At 47.4% G+C, this 16052-nt stretch carries 16 protein-coding genes; 4 read left to right on the forward strand and 12 right to left on the reverse strand.

Annotated features, from left to right (window positions below):
• Positions 1 to 68: 68 nt before the first annotated feature.
• The 9 genes from QU605_RS09645 to QU605_RS09685 all read right to left on the reverse strand — a co-directional run bounded on the left by QU605_RS09645 (position 69) and on the right by QU605_RS09685 (position 9240).
• Positions 69 to 1160 carry an amidohydrolase family protein gene (locus tag QU605_RS09645; protein WP_289725096.1) on the reverse strand — a complete coding sequence of 364 codons (1092 nt, stop codon included), beginning with the start codon at positions 1158 to 1160 and terminating at the stop codon, positions 69 to 71.
• Between the two features lie 13 nt (positions 1161 to 1173).
• Complete coding sequence (locus QU605_RS09650; protein WP_289725097.1) at positions 1174 to 1782, reverse strand: nucleotidyltransferase family protein; 609 nt, start codon at positions 1780 to 1782, stop codon at positions 1174 to 1176.
• An 80-nt stretch (positions 1783 to 1862) separates the two neighbouring features.
• Positions 1863 to 2867 (reverse strand): XdhC family protein, encoded by a 1005-nt coding sequence (locus tag QU605_RS09655; RefSeq protein ID WP_289725098.1) that lies wholly within the window; start codon positions 2865 to 2867, stop codon positions 1863 to 1865.
• Positions 2860 to 3963, reverse strand: a complete 1104-nt coding sequence (locus tag QU605_RS09660) for a vWA domain-containing protein (protein ID WP_289725099.1) — start codon at positions 3961 to 3963, stop codon at positions 2860 to 2862. Before QU605_RS09660 ends, QU605_RS09655 begins: the two co-directional genes overlap by 8 nt.
• A 46-nt stretch (positions 3964 to 4009) precedes the next feature.
• Entirely contained in the window at positions 4010 to 4882 is an 873-nt protein-coding gene (locus QU605_RS09665) for an AAA family ATPase (protein WP_289725100.1), read from the reverse strand.
• Positions 4883 to 4955: 73 nt separating this feature from the next.
• A complete protein-coding gene (locus tag QU605_RS09670) occupies positions 4956 to 5426 on the reverse strand; it encodes an SRPBCC family protein (protein WP_289725101.1) in 471 nt (156 codons plus the stop codon).
• Positions 5427 to 5493: 67 nt separating this feature from the next.
• The gene (locus QU605_RS09675) at positions 5494 to 7851 is read right to left on the reverse strand and encodes an aerobic carbon-monoxide dehydrogenase large subunit (RefSeq protein ID WP_289725102.1); all 2358 of its coding nucleotides are present in this window, start codon (positions 7849 to 7851) and stop codon (positions 5494 to 5496) included.
• A gap of 20 nt (positions 7852 to 7871) precedes the next feature.
• Complete coding sequence (locus QU605_RS09680) at positions 7872 to 8360, reverse strand: (2Fe-2S)-binding protein (RefSeq protein WP_289725103.1); 489 nt, start codon at positions 8358 to 8360, stop codon at positions 7872 to 7874.
• Positions 8361 to 8370: 10 nt separating this feature from the next.
• The gene (locus QU605_RS09685; RefSeq protein ID WP_289725104.1) at positions 8371 to 9240 is read right to left on the reverse strand and encodes an FAD binding domain-containing protein; all 870 of its coding nucleotides are present in this window, start codon (positions 9238 to 9240) and stop codon (positions 8371 to 8373) included.
• 203 nt (positions 9241 to 9443) lie between these two features.
• Between QU605_RS09685 and QU605_RS09690 the strand changes: the two genes are divergently transcribed.
• Together QU605_RS09690 and QU605_RS09695 are read left to right on the forward strand one after the other, a co-directional pair.
• Positions 9444 to 10625: a cysteine desulfurase family protein gene (locus QU605_RS09690; protein WP_289725105.1), complete on the forward strand. Its 1182-nt coding sequence runs from the start codon at positions 9444 to 9446 to the stop codon at positions 10623 to 10625.
• Between the two features lie 100 nt (positions 10626 to 10725).
• A complete protein-coding gene (locus QU605_RS09695; protein ID WP_289725106.1) occupies positions 10726 to 11076 on the forward strand; it encodes a ribose-5-phosphate isomerase in 351 nt (116 codons plus the stop codon).
• Positions 11077 to 11169: 93 nt separating this feature from the next.
• Here the strand turns inward: QU605_RS09695 and QU605_RS09700 are convergent, their stop codons facing one another.
• Positions 11170 to 12276, reverse strand: a complete 1107-nt coding sequence (locus QU605_RS09700) for an XdhC family protein (protein ID WP_289725107.1) — start codon at positions 12274 to 12276, stop codon at positions 11170 to 11172.
• Positions 12277 to 12605: 329 nt separating this feature from the next.
• On the opposite strand from QU605_RS09700, the gene QU605_RS09705 reads away from it, so the two are divergent.
• Together QU605_RS09705 and QU605_RS09710 are read left to right on the forward strand one after the other, a co-directional pair.
• Entirely contained in the window at positions 12606 to 13820 is a 1215-nt protein-coding gene (locus QU605_RS09705) for a molybdopterin molybdotransferase MoeA (RefSeq protein ID WP_289725108.1), read from the forward strand.
• A gap of 8 nt (positions 13821 to 13828) precedes the next feature.
• Positions 13829 to 14293, forward strand: coding sequence for a hypothetical protein (locus QU605_RS09710; RefSeq protein ID WP_289725109.1), 465 nt, complete (start codon positions 13829 to 13831; stop codon positions 14291 to 14293).
• Between the two features lie 88 nt (positions 14294 to 14381).
• On the opposite strand, the gene QU605_RS09715 is transcribed toward QU605_RS09710, so the two are convergent.
• Positions 14382 to 15455 (reverse strand): HesA/MoeB/ThiF family protein, encoded by a 1074-nt coding sequence (locus tag QU605_RS09715; RefSeq protein ID WP_289725110.1) that lies wholly within the window; start codon positions 15453 to 15455, stop codon positions 14382 to 14384.
• On the reverse strand, positions 15452 to 16048 hold the full coding sequence (gene mobA / locus QU605_RS09720; RefSeq protein ID WP_289725111.1) for a molybdenum cofactor guanylyltransferase: 597 nt from the start codon (positions 16046 to 16048) through the stop codon (positions 15452 to 15454). The genes QU605_RS09715 and mobA overlap by 4 nt, the downstream gene beginning before the upstream one ends.
• Positions 16049 to 16052: the final 4 nt, after the last annotated feature.

Here is a 16052-nt window from a genome sequence, read left to right on the forward strand (position 1 = left end):
CTCCTAAAACGATTTTTCAACTCTTTTAGTGCACTCACCCCATTGAGATAAGTGGTCGTTCATCGAAATCATTTATTCTCAAAAAGCGAGGCGTCCAGTTTGGGTAGAATTTTCAAGGCGTTTTGGTAGTATACTTTTCGAAGTACATCATCGGGCAAGTCCATACCATACATCGCCCAGAAAGCATGGTACTTCTTGTGGTAAGGGAAATATTCATCGGCGGTTTCGAGGACTCTGAAATACGTCGGAAATTCAGAAGGTTGCCAGCTGTCTTTCCCGAAAAGAATCCGATCCTGATACCTGATGAAAAATGCCCTTGCCCGGCGTGGTTGCCTTCCCAATTCCGCAATAATTGCCCCAATCCCCACATACATATTGGGAAACTCCTCCATGAGTTCCGATAACTTGTCCAGGTTGTTGGCGTACCATCCCATATGTGCATTGATAAAGATTGTACCTGAATGTTTTCGGAAAAGGTTATGCTGCTCGTCTATGATCTGTTGCCATGCCGCAGGATCCGTATCACTCCTTTTCCTCCTCGGTCGCGTTTTTAATTCAAGCCATCGTTCATTTTTTTCATCCATGGGATCCCAGAAAGACCTGGGGTCTGCCGAGTGGATCAACACCGGAATGCCAAGGGTTGCACACATTTCCCAGACCGGATCTAACCTTGGATCATCCACGGCTATCCGATTCCCTTTTACATCCTTGTTACGCAGGCCAAGGCTCTTAAAGATCTTTAAGCCTACGGCCCCGTTGGCTACATCTTCTCTGAGTTGGGCAGCCGCCCGGGATCCCCAACCCGGTTCCCCTACCCCATTGAAATCCACGTTTGCAAATAACAGGAAACGGTTTGGATAGTTTTTTTGAATATTCGCCATGGCGCCCTGGATTTTTGCGCCGGAGCCCCCGCTAAGATTAACCAGCACAGCAAGATTAAGGCTGTCCATAGCGGCTATCAAAGCAGAAAGGTCCTGTTCGGGCATGTTATAGTGGTGGCTGTGTATGTCCACTACAGGAAATTTGGCGCGGGTAACAGGGTTTTCAGGCACAACCAGGGTCGACTCCGGGTTGTATGCCTCAAAGGAAAGTTCCTGTGCCCCTGCAAAATCAGAACAGAATAGGAATGAGAAAGCTAAGGTCCAAAAAATACGCTGCATAGTTTATTAGGGTTTAGATTGACGAAATCCCTGCAATTTTTAGGGCTTTCTGATAGGCTTCAGGTGTGTCGATATCCACAATAACGTCTTTGGGATTGAGAATTACGGATTGCTCATGGAACCTGGCAATTAGTCCTTTGGCGCCACGACCGGAAGGAATTCCTTTCAGGTCATTCCAGAAACGCCTCGGAAAAAGGGCCGGAACTCCGGCAAATTCACCGTAATCCGAGGCGATAATGATACTCGGGTCCTTTTCATGGGATGTCATGAGTTCCCTGAGATAAGCCGCGGTGATCAGCGGTTGATCCACCAGGAGAATAAGGACGGCATTAACTCCTTCAAATTGTTGTTCAACTGCCCGGATTCCAGCTGAAATACTTGAGCCCATACCCGAATCCCAGTCCGGGTGATAGCAGATGATTGCCGATTCCTCCTGTAACGCATTTTGAATTTCTTCGTGGTGGGCTCCTGTCACTAAAAGAACATTATGCAATCCCGTCTGTTGTATTTGCTGCAGGATATGCCGGAGCACCGTGTTCTGTCCCCATGGCAAAAGGGCTTTGGGTTTTCCCATTCGGCTGGAAGACCCGGCTGTCAAAACCAGAGTGGCTATGCTGTCCATTAAAGAACTTAAAATGGGTTTACCGTACAGGTCATAAAAAGATCAAATCTGTTTGAACCCCTGGAGCTCAGTTAAGGTAACTACTTGATGTACTGGGCGGGATTTTTATCAAAACTGACCTTACATCCGTCACAACAGAAATAGACCAGCTCTCCTTTGTATTCTACAATATGTTTCGGGTTGCGCTTGGAGACAGGGACCTGGCATACAGGGTTTATATAATATTCTTCCTCAAAGGCACTTCCAGCCGTTATTTCTTCTTCGGCTGGTTCCGTTTTTTGCTGCTGTTGTGACCGCACGGGTTTTACCCCTCCGTTTCTGAAATCATCGATGATTTCTGCCAGAATGCTAATGGCCACTTCACTCGCTAATTTTGCATTGATGTCCAGGCCTGCCGGACTCCTTAAACGATTGATGACTTCCTCCGGCATGCCGGCCTTAGCCAGGGTATCCTTCAGATCCGCCGCTTTTTTTGCACTGGCCACAAAACCGACAAAGTGAGCCCCTGATTCCAGGGCTTTCTTTACGGATTGATCATCGTTTTCACCTCGTGTGGTCACAATGACATAGGTGTTCTCCAGCACCTTGACGGGCGAGAAGTCTACGGTATCATAGACCGCCTGCGCTTTTGGAAACATCTGTGATTCTGCATCCACGGCCATCACACTGACCCTGAAATCCGAAGCTGCGGCCAGGGCCACAAGCTTTCGGGCAATGTTCGATTTGCCAACTACAATTAATTCTGGTTGAGATATCATCGGTTCTATCAATAATTCTACGGTTCCCTTACTTTGACAAGACATAACGTACTCCTTATAATCAGCGGTTTCCCGCGTACCTCCTTCAGGGGATATCCGTATCCTCCTGAATCGCCTAGCCCGTATGACCTCCAGCGCCTCCTTGATCACTATGCCCCGTACACATCCGCCGCCGACCCAGCCAATCAATTCCCCTGATTCCAGAACAAGGGCCTTGTCGCCTATTTTTCCCGAGCTTGGAGCCACCCGATCCACCACCTGTACAACAGCGAAGTTATTCCCTTTGGCCCGCTGCGCTTCAATATTATGTATGAGTTCGTTAAACATCCATCAGCAATTTTTCCAACTTCAATAAACTATCCAGATTATGTGCAGATTCAAAGGCATCCAGATGGGGCATCACGTTCACCATCCCCTTTTGAATGGGCTGGTAGTCCTTCATACCTTTTAAAGGATTCAGCCATACCAGCGTCTTGCATCTTCTCCTGATTGTTCCCACAGCTTCTTTCAGCTGGGTCACATTGCCCGTTTCCAATCCGTCACTGAGAATTACCACAATATGCTTTTGGCTTAAAAACTTGCTTCCATACACGTCCAGAAACTCCGTCAGGGATTCCCCTATCTTAGTTCCACTGGACCAGGATTGCACATTTGCGCCAATTTCCTTTAAAACCTGAAATTCCCTGTTTGCCCTCAGCATAGGGGTCACATGGGTCAGGTGGGTGCTAAAGGTAAAGAACTCCAACTCCCGGAAGTACTTTTTTAGCACCATCACATATCGCAAAAGATAATAACTATACGTATCCATGGAACCGCTAACGTCCAGGATAAAAACGACTTTTCGCTTTTCCTTTCTTTTTTTACGATGCGCCAAATCCAGCATCAGCCCACCCTTCGAAATACTGTGGCGAATGGTCTTGCGAATATCAATCCTCCCTTTATTTGCATCTTCAAGCCGCCTTTTAAAGCGCATGCTCATCTGATGGAACAATTCTTCCGCTAATTCCTCCAAACGTTCCTTATCTGCAACATCCACTTTGGAAAAATCCGTGAAACGAAGGCGGGTATTCTCATTCGCTCCTTTTGTTTGCTTGGCTTCTTTTTCCTCTTTTTGCTGCTTCGGCTTGTTGAATTTGGCGCCCAAAAAAATAATGGTATCCGTTTCCGGTTCTTTTTTTAATTGTTTGACCGTCTTTTTCCGCGCCTCGAGTTTCTCTTCATAATACCGACTCCAAAACCGGTTGAACATTTCATCGAAACGGTCATAGTGCTCTTTGCGCTTGCAATAAATAGCCTTTAAACTATAGTGGAAAAGCTTTCTGTCCAGCCAGTACCCGCGTTCGGCGATTTCAAATGCATCCCGGGTATCCTGGGGCCCAATCACAAACTGTCGTTCCCTACAATAGAATGTAAAGTCGATCAACCGTTCTTTGAATGTTTTATCTATTGCGACCAAAGTACTCTAAGGACTAATCTATTGGCATAAGAAACTCCTGAACGGTCCGGTTCCGAACAAATTCAATATCGTCTTTGTGTTTTAGAACACTACCTATGGTATTTCGCACGATCTCATCTGTGATATTATCAGCATTGAGAAGCAGCAGTGTTTTTGCCCAATCCAGGGACTCCGCGATGCCTGGTGGTTTCTGTAAGCTGGACTTTCGCAAATTATGTATAAAATTTACGACCTGTCCCGCTAACTCCGCATCGATCTCAGGTAGTTTTCGCGCAATGATGTCAATTTCCATGGCCTTGGTCGGGAAATCTACCCAATGATAGAGGCACCTCCTCCTGAGGGCATCACTCAATTCCCGGGTCCGGTTTGAAGTGAGGATAACCAACGGTTTGGAAACGGCTTTAATGGTACCCAACTCCGGGATGCTTATCTGAAAATCAGATAAAAGCTCCAGGAGGAAGGCTTCAAACTCCTCATCAGCCCGGTCAATCTCGTCTATCAGAAGGACCACGGGTTTGTCGGCAGTTATGGAACGCAACAAGGGTCGTTTAAGAACATACTCCATCCCGAATATTTCTTCGCCCAGGGTACGTTTGTCCTTTTCCTGTTCAAAAAGTTTTATATGCAACAACTGCTTTTGGTAATTCCACTCGTAAATGGTTGTACCTACATCCAGCCCTTCATAGCACTGCAAACGAATTAAATCCGTTTTTAAATGTCCGGCCAGCGTGCTCGCCAGCATCGTTTTACCTACTCCCGGGTCCCCTTCCAAAAGCAGGGGCTTCTCCAGGTTATTCAGCAGGAAAACGGAGGTTGCCAATTCCTTGTTCAGTATATAGCCTTGCTCATAAAAACTACTTATAAGCCCTTCAATTTCTTTGTTCAATAGCCTGATTTTTTAAATAGCGTAAAGCCATGCCGGGTTGGGCATAGCTTTTAAATTTCAAATCAAAAGGTGCTTATACAGCTGCTTCAGCAGCCGCCAGCTTCTTAGAGAAGTTAGAAACAAATTGCTTGAACAACTGATTCGAAACCGTGGTGATCAGGCGGGATCCAAACTGAGCAATCTTCCCATTGACCGTGACATCCATAATGGCGTCGAGTTTTGAGCCACCGGTCTCGGTTTCCGTGATGTTCATGGTCATGGTCATTTCTGCATTTCCATTGCCCTTAACATCCACCCCGTTTCCGGTTAGAATGATCTTACGGTTATCTGCATCTACTTCATCGTAATAAATGTCCGCATCGTACTTCGCGCCAATAGGCCCGAACTTCATGCCCACCTTACCTTTATAATGGTTATCCCCAACCTTTTCATCAATAGATACACCAGGAACGCAATCCATTACTTTGTTGGGATCGATCAGGTGTTCCCAAACCAATTCACCGCCCTGTGGAACCTCAAACGATTTTTCTAATTGTGCTTTCATATCCTTTTTTTATAGCTGATTTAAACTCCCGAAATTGACATCCGATCCCTTCCGGGAGTTTGTATTTTTATGAATGTGCCTGAATGGCTTCCCACACCTTGGCAGGGGTAATTGGAATGTCCAAATGCTCGATTCCCAGGGGCGCCAGGGCATCGATAATGGCATTGGCAATGGCCGGTGGCGCCCCAACAGTAGGGGATTCCGCTACACCTTTAGCCCCCAGGGGATGGTGGGGGGACGGAGTAATGGTATGGCCCGTTTCCCAATGCGGGGATTCCACTGCAGTGGGTACAAGGTAATCCATGAAGGTTCCATTTAATACGTTTCCTTCATCATCATACTCAATACCCTCGTACATCGCAGGGGCAATACCCTGGGTAAGCCCACCGTGTACCTGCCCTTCTACGATCATGGGGTTAATGATATTCCCGCAATCGTCGATGGCGACAAATCGCTTGACATCTATAGCCCCGGTCTCTTTTTCAACCTCGACCACACAGATGTATGCCCCGTTGGGAAAGGTCAGGTTGGGTGGGTCGTAGTAATGGGTAGCTTCAAAACCAGGTTCCATTCCAGGTGGAATATTGGTGTAGGCCGCGAAAACGACCTCTTGTATGGTTTTTGATTTTTCAGGAGCTCCTTTTACAAAATATTTACCCACTTCCCACTCGATGTCTTCTTCACTCACCTCAAGGAGGTAGGCAGCTATTTTCTTTCCTTTATCCCTGAGTTTACGCGCCGCTATGGCCGCAGCTGCACCAGCTGTTGGGGTACTCCGGCTCGCGTAGGTTCCCAAACCATATGGGGCAGTATCCGTATCCCCTTCATCGATCTCTATATCGGTATAGGGGATACCCAGTTCCTCAGCGAGAATCTGTGCATAGGTAGTCTCGTGCCCCTGCCCCTGAGATTTTGTACCAAACCGCGCCAGGGCCTTTCCTGTTGGATGTACACGAATCTCAGCACTGTCAAACATGGCAATACCCAAAATATCGAAATCTTTGGACGGACCAGCACCTACTACTTCTGTAAAGGTGGAGATCCCAATACCCATGAGTTTCCCTTCCTTGCGCTTTTGAGCCTGTTCCTTCTTATAGTCGTCATACCCGAGCATGTCCATGGCCTTTTTAAGGGTAGCCTCATAATCCCCACTATCATAGCTCCAGCCCAGTGGAGAGGAGTATGGGAATTGCTCCTTTTTGATGAAATTTTCCAGCCGGAGCAGGGCCGGATCCTTGCCGATTTTAGCCGCGAGTTTGTCTACCATCCGCTCAATGGCATGCACGGCCTCCGTCACCCGGAATGAACAGCGGTAAGCTACCCCACCGGGCGCCTTGTTGGTGTAAACCGCATCCAGTTCGGCAAAGGCGTGTTCATAATCATAGGAGCCTGTACAAATGGAAAACATTCCGGTCGGGTACTTTGAAGGATTCGCTGAAGAATCCGTATATCCGTGATCGGCTAATGTGGATACTTTAAACGCCTGTATTTTACCGTCTTTAGTTGCAGCCAGTTCACAGTCCATATGATAGTCACGGGCAAAACCATTGACTAGATTCTCAGACCGGTCCTCTATCCATTTCACGGGCTTGCCGATCAGGAACGTAGCTGCAATGGCTACAACATAGGCCGGGTAAACCGGTACCTTCCCCCCAAAACCGCCTCCGATATCCGGGGATATGATACGTATTTTTTCTTCGGACAGGCCTACATGACCAGCTACCAATGCTACTACGGTTCGTATGGCATGTGGTGCCTGAGTCGTCAGATATACCACAAGCTTCTCCGTATCCTTATCATAGGAAGCCACACAACCACAGGTTTCGATAGAAGCCACGTGAATTCGGGGAAGGTGAATACGTTCTTTAACAACTACATCTGCATTGGCTATAACTTCATCCGTTTTGGCTCTGTCCCCCCGTTCCCAGTGATAGATCTGATTGTCTTTCTGGTCCTCCTTGTCGGGTCGCAATAAGGGGGCGTCTTTATCCAATGCCTTAAAAGGATCCACAATGGGGTCCATAGGTTCGTATTGGACGTCAACCGCCTCGGCCCCATCCACAGCGATATAACGGTCTGTCGCTATAACCGCGCAAACCTCCTGTGCCTGGTGCATCACCGTATCTGTCGGCAATACCATTTGGGTATCGGACAAAAGGGTCGGCATCCAATGCAGGTTGTACTGTGCCAGGTCTTCTCCCGTAATTACAGCCAGAACACCCGGGATAGCCAGTGCCTTTTCCTTATTGATGCTTTTGATTTTTGCATAGGCATAAGGGCTCCTGACCATTACCATGGTCAACATTCCAGGTAATTTTACATCATCTACGTAATTCCCTTTGCCGTGCAAAAAGCGGGCATCTTCTTTTCTTTTCACAGAGTGACCCATTCCGCCTACCTCTGCTGATGTTTTACATTTAAACATAATTTCTTTGTTTCTTGAGGTTAGACCGTGGTTTCTTTTTCTTTCTGCATCTCCTCAGCGGCTTGCCGGATCGATTTTACAATATTGTTGTACCCGGTGCACCGGCATAGATTTCCGGATATCCCCCAACGGATTTCCTCCTCTGTAGGATTAGGGTTGTTGTTGAGCAAATCGATGGAACGCATGATCATCCCGGGAGTACAGAATCCGCAATGCAAACCATGCTGATCGTGGAAGCCTTGCTGGATCGGGTGGTTCGTGCCCTCCGCAGCAATACCTTCTATGGTGGTGATTTCCGCCCCGTCTGCCCTAACGGCGAGATAGGTGCAGGACTTCACGGACTTACCATTCAACAAAATAGTACAAGCCCCACAATTGCTGGTATCACAACCAATGTGGGTTCCTGTTAAATCTAAATTTTCCCGAATAAAGTGTACCAAGAGCAGACGGGAATCCACTTCTGCTGTAACGCTCTGCCCATTGATGGTCAGTGTAATTTCGTGTTTCATAGTTTATTTTTTACTGTCTCGCTCTTTCCAAAGCTTTATTCAACATTCTTTTTGTGATCGTATCGACCAGTGACCTTTTATAAGCTTCAGAACCTCTCAAATCAGAAGTAGGCTCACAGTCTTCACTGGCGAATACGCCAGCCTGACCGATGAGGTCATCAGTTATTTTTTTACCCCTTAGAAGCTCCTCGGCGCGATCTACCCGCATCGGTACGGCGCTTACGTTGGTCAGTGCAATTCCAATTTCCCGGCATACACCGTCATCATCGAGTTCAACATAAACTGCAACACCTGCCGTGGCGTAGTCACCGACCTTGCGTTCTACCTTATGATAGGCACCGCCGCTGTGTTTTGATGCCTTGGGAATGTGAATTTCTACCAAAATATCCGTGGGTTCCAGGGCCGTCATATAGAAGCCGTGAAAAAATTCATCAATAGGTATGGATTTCTGTCCATCCACCCCTTCTGCAATGACCGTGGCCCTCATAGCCAGCATTAATGCCGGTTGGTCATTGGCGGCATCCCCATGGGCGATATTCCCACCCAGGGTTCCCACGTTTCTCACGGAAGGATCTGCCGTTAGCTTTATGGCATCGCCAAAGATGGGATACTTAGATCGGAGCAGGTCCGAGTATTCCATCTCGGTCTGCGTAGTCATGGCTCCGATCTTCAACAAATCGCCTTCCTCCTTAATAAAGGAAAGGCCCTGGATTTTACTGATGTCAATAATGTGCTCGGGGGTGGCAAAACGAAGTTTCATCATGGGTAACAGGCTGTGCCCCCCAGACATATATTTCGCTTCCTCACCAAGAGATTCTGCCAAGGCGATGGCATCTTTGAGGGATGACGCCTTGTGATAGGTGAAATTGGCTGGAATCATAATGTTATTTGAATTAAAATACGAGGTTTGTAATAAAGATATGCATTAATTTGGATTACGGCAATAGAATAAGTTCTTCGCTAATTATTTAATAATTCTTTATGATTTTTGATGCGTCTTGCTTTTTAGCCTGCCACCATCTGAGGGACTGTTTTTGATTAAATCCTTACTTTTATGATTCCTGCACTCATCCTTCATTTATCATGTATTCCCAGCTGTATCTAGACTACAATGCCACCACCCCATGCTCGCGTGAAGTGATCGATGCGATGTCTCCCTACTTTGGTCAGCATTTTGGAAATCCTTCCAGCAGTCATCATCCCTTTGGGTGGCTGGCTAAAAGTGCTGTAGAGGACGCCCGGAATTCAATGGCAGAAAATTTAGGGGTAGCTCCAGCGGAGCTGATCTTCACTTCGGGAGCTACAGAGAGTATCAATGCGATTTTAAAGGGAGTTGTCGGAACGGCCAGTCCAGGGAAGAAACATATCATTACAACCAAAGCAGAGCATAAAGCGGTTCTGGATACCTGTGCCTTTCTGCAAACCACAGGCGTCGAAGTCACGTATCTCGATGTGGATTCCAGGGGATTGATTCCAATGGAAGAATTCAGGAAGGCCCTGCGACCGGACACGGCTTTGGTTGCTGTAATGTACGCCAACAATGAGACCGGGATCATACAACCCCTTGAAGAAATTGCGGAACTCACCCATGGGAATGGATCCCTGCTGTTTTCCGATACCACTCAGGTTCTCGGCAAGGTAGCTGTGAATGACGTTTTGAAACTTGTGGACTTTGCCTGTTTTTCAGGACATAAAGTTTATGGGCCTAAAGGCATCGGACTTCTTTATACCAAAAACAATTCAGGTTACGATGCGCTGCCGAGTTTTATACAGGGCGGGGGTCAGCAGAAAGGCCAGAGGGGCGGAACATTGAATACGCCTCTTATTGTAGGAATGGCAAAAGCGATCGAACTTGCTTCCCGGAACCTGGAGGAAGAACAGGTCCGGCTCACAACACTGAGGGATCAATTGGACAAGGGATTATCTGCAATTGAACTCGCCATTTCTAACAACGCAGGTGTAGAGCGTTTGCCCAATACTTCCCATTTTTCCTTTCCCTATGTGGATGGCGCCTCCCTCCTGACTTCTTTAGGCCGGGAAATCGCAGTCTCCAATGGGTCTGCATGCAACTCAGCTTCTGTGGAGCCCTCCCATGTACTGCTCTCTATGGGTATTGAACGAAGTTTGGCCTATGCTTCCATCCGGTTAAGCCTTGGTGCTTATACCACAAAAACGGATATTGAGAAGGCGGTTGAAATTATTTCGAAAGCAGTAGCCAGACAAAGGGAAGACAATATTTTGTGGGAACGGAGAAAACAGGTTTAAAACATCGAAAGCCCTGGAACTATGTTGGGTTGTAGCATGCGTTATTTCATTAGCACCAAAACATTCCCTTTAAGATCGGGCCCCGATAACCAGAAAATCCATGTCAAAAACAGTTTACCGGATTTATGTCATTGAATTGTCCAAAAGGGTCTTCACCGAAAACAGGAGGTTCCGCGAAGCGAATCCGCAATTCAATGGTGTCCTGCAGTGCCTGTATGTTGGAATGACAAGCAAAACCCCAAAGGAGCGGTTTACACAACACAAAACGGGCTACATCAATAAAAAAGGACACAACCTGGCTTCGAACATGGTCCATAAATACGGTCTGTATTTAAGGCCCAGCCTCTATAATCACATACTGCCGGTTAAATCCAGAGAAGAGGCCCTGGAAATGGAAAAGCAACTCGCCCTTGAACTGAGGAGAAAAAAATATGCGGTTTGGTTCAATTAAAGGGTGTCCGATCTTTCGATGTACATACCAGGAAACAAGTTGTCTTCAGGAGATAAGCCCTAAATGGACATGAAGAAACAAGCAGGAAGCCTTTCAAACCCTTTCGTGTATCGGGCCCTTTTTATTCCTTAGCATTCCCCCACGCTTTCCGGAGAACACACTGAGGATTTCAGCGAAAATACTGGTTGCGATCTCCTCCGGGGTATTCGCCCCAATTTCAAGGCCGCAGGGTGCGAAAATCCGGTCCTGCTGCTGAGCAGAAAACACAACCCCTTTTGATGCTAATTCCGCGACCATTTTTTCAAAACGCTTTTTTGGCCCGAGCGAAGCGATGTATGGAGCCGGACTGTTAATAAGTTCCCGGAGGTTGGCTATATCCGTTTTATAGTCATGGGCCATCAGAAGGACCGCTGTCCGTGAATCGATCTCGGGCCGCGCATCCGCATCTTTGGGATAGAGGTTTGAAACCGACTTCAATTTTTCCTTCTTTAATTTTTGGATATTCCCAACCAGGCTTACTTCCCAATCCATGACCTCCGCCATTTCCAGTAAAGGGTACACGTCGTAATTATCCCCATAAATCGCCAGGTGAAAGGCAGGGGGAATAAGTTCGATAAAAACTTTAGCTACCCCACCCTGTTTTTCATAAGTAAATGTCCTGGATTTTTTCTGATCTTGAACTTCCGTGATTTTCGTGAGAATAAAATCTCTAAGGTCTGTATTTAGGCAATTGTCCAGGGTTGAACGCTGGGCATCGTAATAAAAGCTCTGCCCCAGAGAGACGGATTCCCAACTTCCGCTCAGGGCGGTAATCGTGGCAATGATATGCGCTCCTCTTTCAGCGAGGCACCTCTGAAGCATTTTCATCATTTCGGAGTCTTCCGAAATAGGGGAAATCAGCACGTCGATGATCCCGTTACAACCCAGCCCTACGCCTATTTCCTTTTCTTTTGAGGTATCATAGGTGACGATAGAGGGCTGCTGCTTTAATATGGCAATCTGTGATCTTTGAAGGGCATCTCCCTCCAGACATCCTCCACTTATCCCCCCTTCGAAGACGCCGGATTCAAAAACAATCATTCGTGCCCCTTCTCGCCTGTACGAAGACTCTTCCACGCGTACCACCTGGGCAATCGCACATTTTTCTTCAGAAGTCTTCAGTGTATTGTACAGATTCAATATCGATTTTATCTCTTTCATAGTTCCTCAGAATAAGGTCGTATTCATTTCTTTTGCGCCCCATTTACAATGAGTGAATCAAAGGGAGATTCGTGCAGGCAGCCCATCTTGAAAACAGTTCATTCAGCAGGGCGGAATCCCTGATAAAAGTACCATTAAGACGGTTCAGACAAAAGTCGCAAAACATTTTTACGGTCCAGTCCTATACGTTTCTCCTACGACAATTCCTTCTGTACCCGGGGTTAAAACTCTAAATTAATAGGTATCTTGGATACCCCTGAATCCTTTAACAAAGGTTTGGGTTTTCAATGGGTTAATGCTCAGCCCTATCAACTTAACAGCTGATGTGCATGGAAAACATTTTTATCACCTATGAGAATGCCCTGTCGATTCTGGCAGCCCATTCTGAAGACTTCCCTGTTGAAGACAGGAAACTGGAAGATTCTATTGGCGGCTATCTGGCTGAAGATCTTATAGCGGATCGTGACTTCCCCCCTTTTGATCGGGTGACCATGGACGGTATCGCCATTTCCTATCCGGCCTTTGAAAAAGGGCAGCGGGAATTTGCGATTGAGGATATCGCACCAGCGGGAACGCCGCAGAAATCACTTCAGGATACCCAACACTGCATAGAGGTTATGACCGGTGCCATTATGCCGGAAAATGCGGATACCGTTGTCCGATATGAAGATCTGGAGATAAACCAGGGGAAAGCGCGAATTGTCCCTCCCACCCTTATGCCTAAACAGAATGTGCATTTCAAAGGGATCGATCGGGATAAGGGAAGTATTATTGTCCCTGCAGGGGTACAACTATCAAGTGCTGAGATCAATATCGCAGCCGCAGTGGGAAAAGCTTCTTTAAAAGTAAGGCGCATGCCCAGGGTCGTCATTGTTTCGACCGGGGATGAACTCGTGGATGTACATCAGCAACCCGAACTACATCAAATCCGCAGGTCCAACATTTATGGGATTCAAAGCACGCTAAAGACCTGGGGGGTTTCCTCGGATCTCAGGCACTTACCGGATGACAGGGACGAAATGGAACTTCTGGTATCCAAGTATCTGGACGCCTATGATTTGTTGATTTTTACGGGTGGTGTATCCAAAGGAAAATTTGATTACCTGCCCGAGGTACTGGAAAGCCTGAACATTGAAAAACACTTCCATAAAATTCAGCAGCGTCCCGGAAAACCTTTTTGGTTTGGCAGCAATAAGGAAGGGAAAAAGATATTTGCCCTCCCTGGTAATCCGGTTTCTTCCTTTGTCTGTGTATATGTGTACCTGAAATTCTGGTTGAACACCTGCCTCGGCGTGACGTCCAAACCCCTTTATGTATCCTTAAAGCGGGACGTAAACTTCAAGCCCAATCTGGTCTATTTTCTGGAGGCGCGTCTGGAAAGCCAGCCTGACGGAACCCTTGTGGCTGACCCAGTTTCCGGCAATGGTTCAGGAGACTTTGCAAACCTTGTCAATACGGACGGCTTTTTGGTTCTTCCCCAAAATAAAACGGAGTTCAAAACGGGAGAAGTATATCTTTTTGTACCTTATAGGTGTTATTCGTGAAACTTCGGATGGAAGCCGTAAAATCCAATTGCTGTAAGACAAAATCCTCCTCTACCTCCCTCAGGAAAACAGCGGGAAGCAGGGGCTCCATGTCTTTACTCTCCACAGCTTTGTTAATCCTGCTTCCTAAATGTCCGTTATGCCTCACAGCTTATTTGAGTGCAGCAGGACTGTTTATAGATATTGAAAATGAGCAATTGGCTCCCTTTTTACTTCATGCAAAACCGCTGCTTGGAGCGGTTATTATAGCTATGATCCTTTTAAATCAGCGTGGTCGCCGAACATACATCGCACTGGGGGTTGCCGTGGTTGCCATGGTACTTTTGGTAGTGCAGACCTATTTTATTCCAGCCCTTCTGCCGGACTGGATCATTTATGGCGCATTTTTTATGGCCATCTGGTACAATGGGAATTTCCGGTATTTCTATCGCTTTATCCGATCTGGAAAACAACAAAAGCCCCTTCAAGGTTAACACGGATCTTGCCTGTACTCCATTTCGTATATGCGCCTGAAAGCAGGTAAAGGATAACGGCTATTACGAATTGCGATACATGAACAGGTCAGGAAACTTCCGGCTCCAGGTTTCGCATTCCTCCTGAAATCCAGCTCAAAGTGGCGGACTGAAGCCTGCCCTCAAGTTTTTGGTAAGCCTGGGCGCTCCTGCTCCCGGAATGGCAAATAAGATAAACAGCTCCTGCATGGTCCAATTCAGCAATGCGTTGCTCAAGTTCCATCAGCGGGAAATTTTGTGCCTCCGGCAGATGGAAAGCTTCAAATTCCTCCGGTTCCCGAACATCGACGAGCAAAGGGGCTTGATCCGATTTGCTCCTTTCCAGGTAATCCGAAAGGCTTACCCCTTCTCCAGTGCCACAAAATCCGGAATTGTAGTGGGCTTCATCCCGGACCTCCCGGGATTCTTGTGAAGGATCCTTCTGAAAACGCACCTGTCGCGATTCCTGGTCCAGGGCACTGAACAGCAACAGTTTTCCGGATAGAACCTCTCCCAGTCCACAAATTACTTTTACGGCTTCCAGTGCCTGTAGGCTCCCGATGATCCCGGGCAGGATACCAAGGGTCCCGAGCTGGTTACAATCGGGGATTTCCCCGGGTTTGGGTATTTGTGGAAACAGGCAGCGGTAGGTGGGACCTTCTTTGTAATTAAAAACACTGAGTTGCCCCTCGAAACCGTGAAGGGCTCCGTAGATCCATGGAATTCGTTTGATTACACAAACATCGTCCAGCAGGTATCGGGTAGGAATACGATCCGTTGCGTCCACCACCAGGTCATAGGAATCGACCAAATCCAGGGCATTTGAAGGCTGAAGGAAGGTTGGGTGTAATTCTATTCGCGTATCGGGGTTCTGTTCCTGTAATTTCTGGCCTAAAATTGTGATTTTTGAGTTGCCGCAATCGGATGGCGTATAGATGGGTTGACGATGTAAATTGGTTTCTTCGATAGTGTCTCCGTCAACAATCCCCAGGGTGCCCACCCCCATGGCATTGAGGTATTGGCATACCGGAACTCCTAAACCCCCTGCTCCCACAACCAGGACCCGGGCAGCACCCAGAAGCTCTTGTCCTCTGGCCCCAAAGGCCTTTAGGCGGATTTGACGATCATATCGGTTAACGCTCATTTTGAATTCAATTGAGAAAGGATGTCCGCATATTCCCCGGGTTCATTTGCATTGGAAAGCCAGAGATCATCTTCCGGGAAAACCAGCGCAGTATTCCCATTGATTAAAAATTTGCGGGGACAACTGCTTTCTGAAGTTTGCATATACGTTTCTGCTGTTTTAAGGCCCAGTGGCTCCCAAATCGCAGCAAGGGGCTCAGGCAGTCCGGACTTGTGCGTGGCAAAGGCGGTGGCCATTGCCCCGGGATCCCGGCGTTCTATCAGGTACTGGAGCACTTTTTTGTCAACAAGGGGAAGGTCACAGGCGACCACCAGCCAGGCGGCCTCAGGATAAGCGTGATGCGCAGACAACAACCCGTTAAAAGGTCCCTTAAAAACGTTTTCATCGAGGATGAAATCCATTCCTTCCGGGATTTCGGATGCCTGTTCGGGACGGATGCTCAGAAATACGCCGGAGCACAGGGTTTTGAGTTCCTCGTAGAGATATTCCCGCTGGGGTTTGTTATGATACTCCAGCTTTCCTTTGTCTGTACCCATGCGCCGGCTTTGGCCTCCGGCCAGGACCAATCCCATAATTTCATTGCCTTGCAACATATCA

It is taken from the genome of Robiginitalea aurantiaca, from assembly GCF_030380815.1.
GTDB lineage: Bacteria > Bacteroidota > Bacteroidia > Flavobacteriales > Flavobacteriaceae > Robiginitalea > Robiginitalea aurantiaca.

Excerpts from the sequence above, each read along its gene's own strand:
- QU605_RS09645 (WP_289725096.1), bottom strand. The coding sequence starts at position 1,160 with ATGCAGCGTATTTTTTGGACCTTAGCTTTCTCATTCCTATTCTGTTCT.
- QU605_RS09650 (WP_289725097.1), bottom strand. The coding sequence starts at position 1,782 with ATGGACAGCATAGCCACTCTGGTTTTGACAGCCGGGTCTTCCAGCCGA.
- QU605_RS09655 (WP_289725098.1), bottom strand. The coding sequence starts at position 2,867 with ATGTTTAACGAACTCATACATAATATTGAAGCGCAGCGGGCCAAAGGG.
- QU605_RS09670 (WP_289725101.1), bottom strand. The coding sequence starts at position 5,426 with ATGAAAGCACAATTAGAAAAATCGTTTGAGGTTCCACAGGGCGGTGAA.
- QU605_RS09675 (WP_289725102.1), bottom strand. The coding sequence starts at position 7,851 with ATGTTTAAATGTAAAACATCAGCAGAGGTAGGCGGAATGGGTCACTCT.
- QU605_RS09680 (WP_289725103.1), bottom strand. The coding sequence starts at position 8,360 with ATGAAACACGAAATTACACTGACCATCAATGGGCAGAGCGTTACAGCA.
- QU605_RS09685 (WP_289725104.1), bottom strand. The coding sequence starts at position 9,240 with ATGATTCCAGCCAATTTCACCTATCACAAGGCGTCATCCCTCAAAGAT.
- QU605_RS09690 (WP_289725105.1), top strand. The coding sequence starts at position 9,444 with ATGTATTCCCAGCTGTATCTAGACTACAATGCCACCACCCCATGCTCG.
- QU605_RS09695 (WP_289725106.1), top strand. The coding sequence starts at position 10,726 with ATGTCAAAAACAGTTTACCGGATTTATGTCATTGAATTGTCCAAAAGG.
- QU605_RS09700 (WP_289725107.1), bottom strand. The coding sequence starts at position 12,276 with ATGAAAGAGATAAAATCGATATTGAATCTGTACAATACACTGAAGACT.
- QU605_RS09705 (WP_289725108.1), top strand. The coding sequence starts at position 12,606 with ATGGAAAACATTTTTATCACCTATGAGAATGCCCTGTCGATTCTGGCA.
- QU605_RS09710 (WP_289725109.1), top strand. The coding sequence starts at position 13,829 with ATGGAAGCCGTAAAATCCAATTGCTGTAAGACAAAATCCTCCTCTACC.
- QU605_RS09715 (WP_289725110.1), bottom strand. The coding sequence starts at position 15,455 with ATGAGCGTTAACCGATATGATCGTCAAATCCGCCTAAAGGCCTTTGGG.
- mobA (WP_289725111.1), bottom strand. The coding sequence starts at position 16,048 with ATGTTGCAAGGCAATGAAATTATGGGATTGGTCCTGGCCGGAGGCCAA.